Consider the following 212-nt stretch of genomic DNA (forward strand, 5'->3'; position numbering starts at 1 on the left):
GCTCCTCACTTCGAATACGGCGTGGCCGCCTACTATCTCGTGCTGCCCGCCGAGGCATCGAGCAATCTCGCGAAGTTCGACTCCGTGCGCTTCGGCATGCGCGTGAGCCCTCGCGCGGGCGCGACGGTCGAAGACGTCATGGCCGCCACGCGCGACGCGGGGTTCGGCGACGAGGTCAAGCGGCGGATCATCCTGGGCACCTACGCCCTCTC

1 protein-coding gene is annotated in these 212 nt (G+C 68.4%); it reads left to right on the forward strand.

Annotated features, from left to right (window positions below):
- On the forward strand, positions 1–212 hold a 212-nt coding region (locus B4E30_RS15720; RefSeq protein WP_414683225.1), incomplete at both ends, for an amidase family protein.

Source organism: Microbacterium sp. UBA3394 (genome assembly GCF_002358725.1).
Classification (GTDB): domain Bacteria; phylum Actinomycetota; class Actinomycetes; order Actinomycetales; family Microbacteriaceae; genus Microbacterium; species Microbacterium luteum.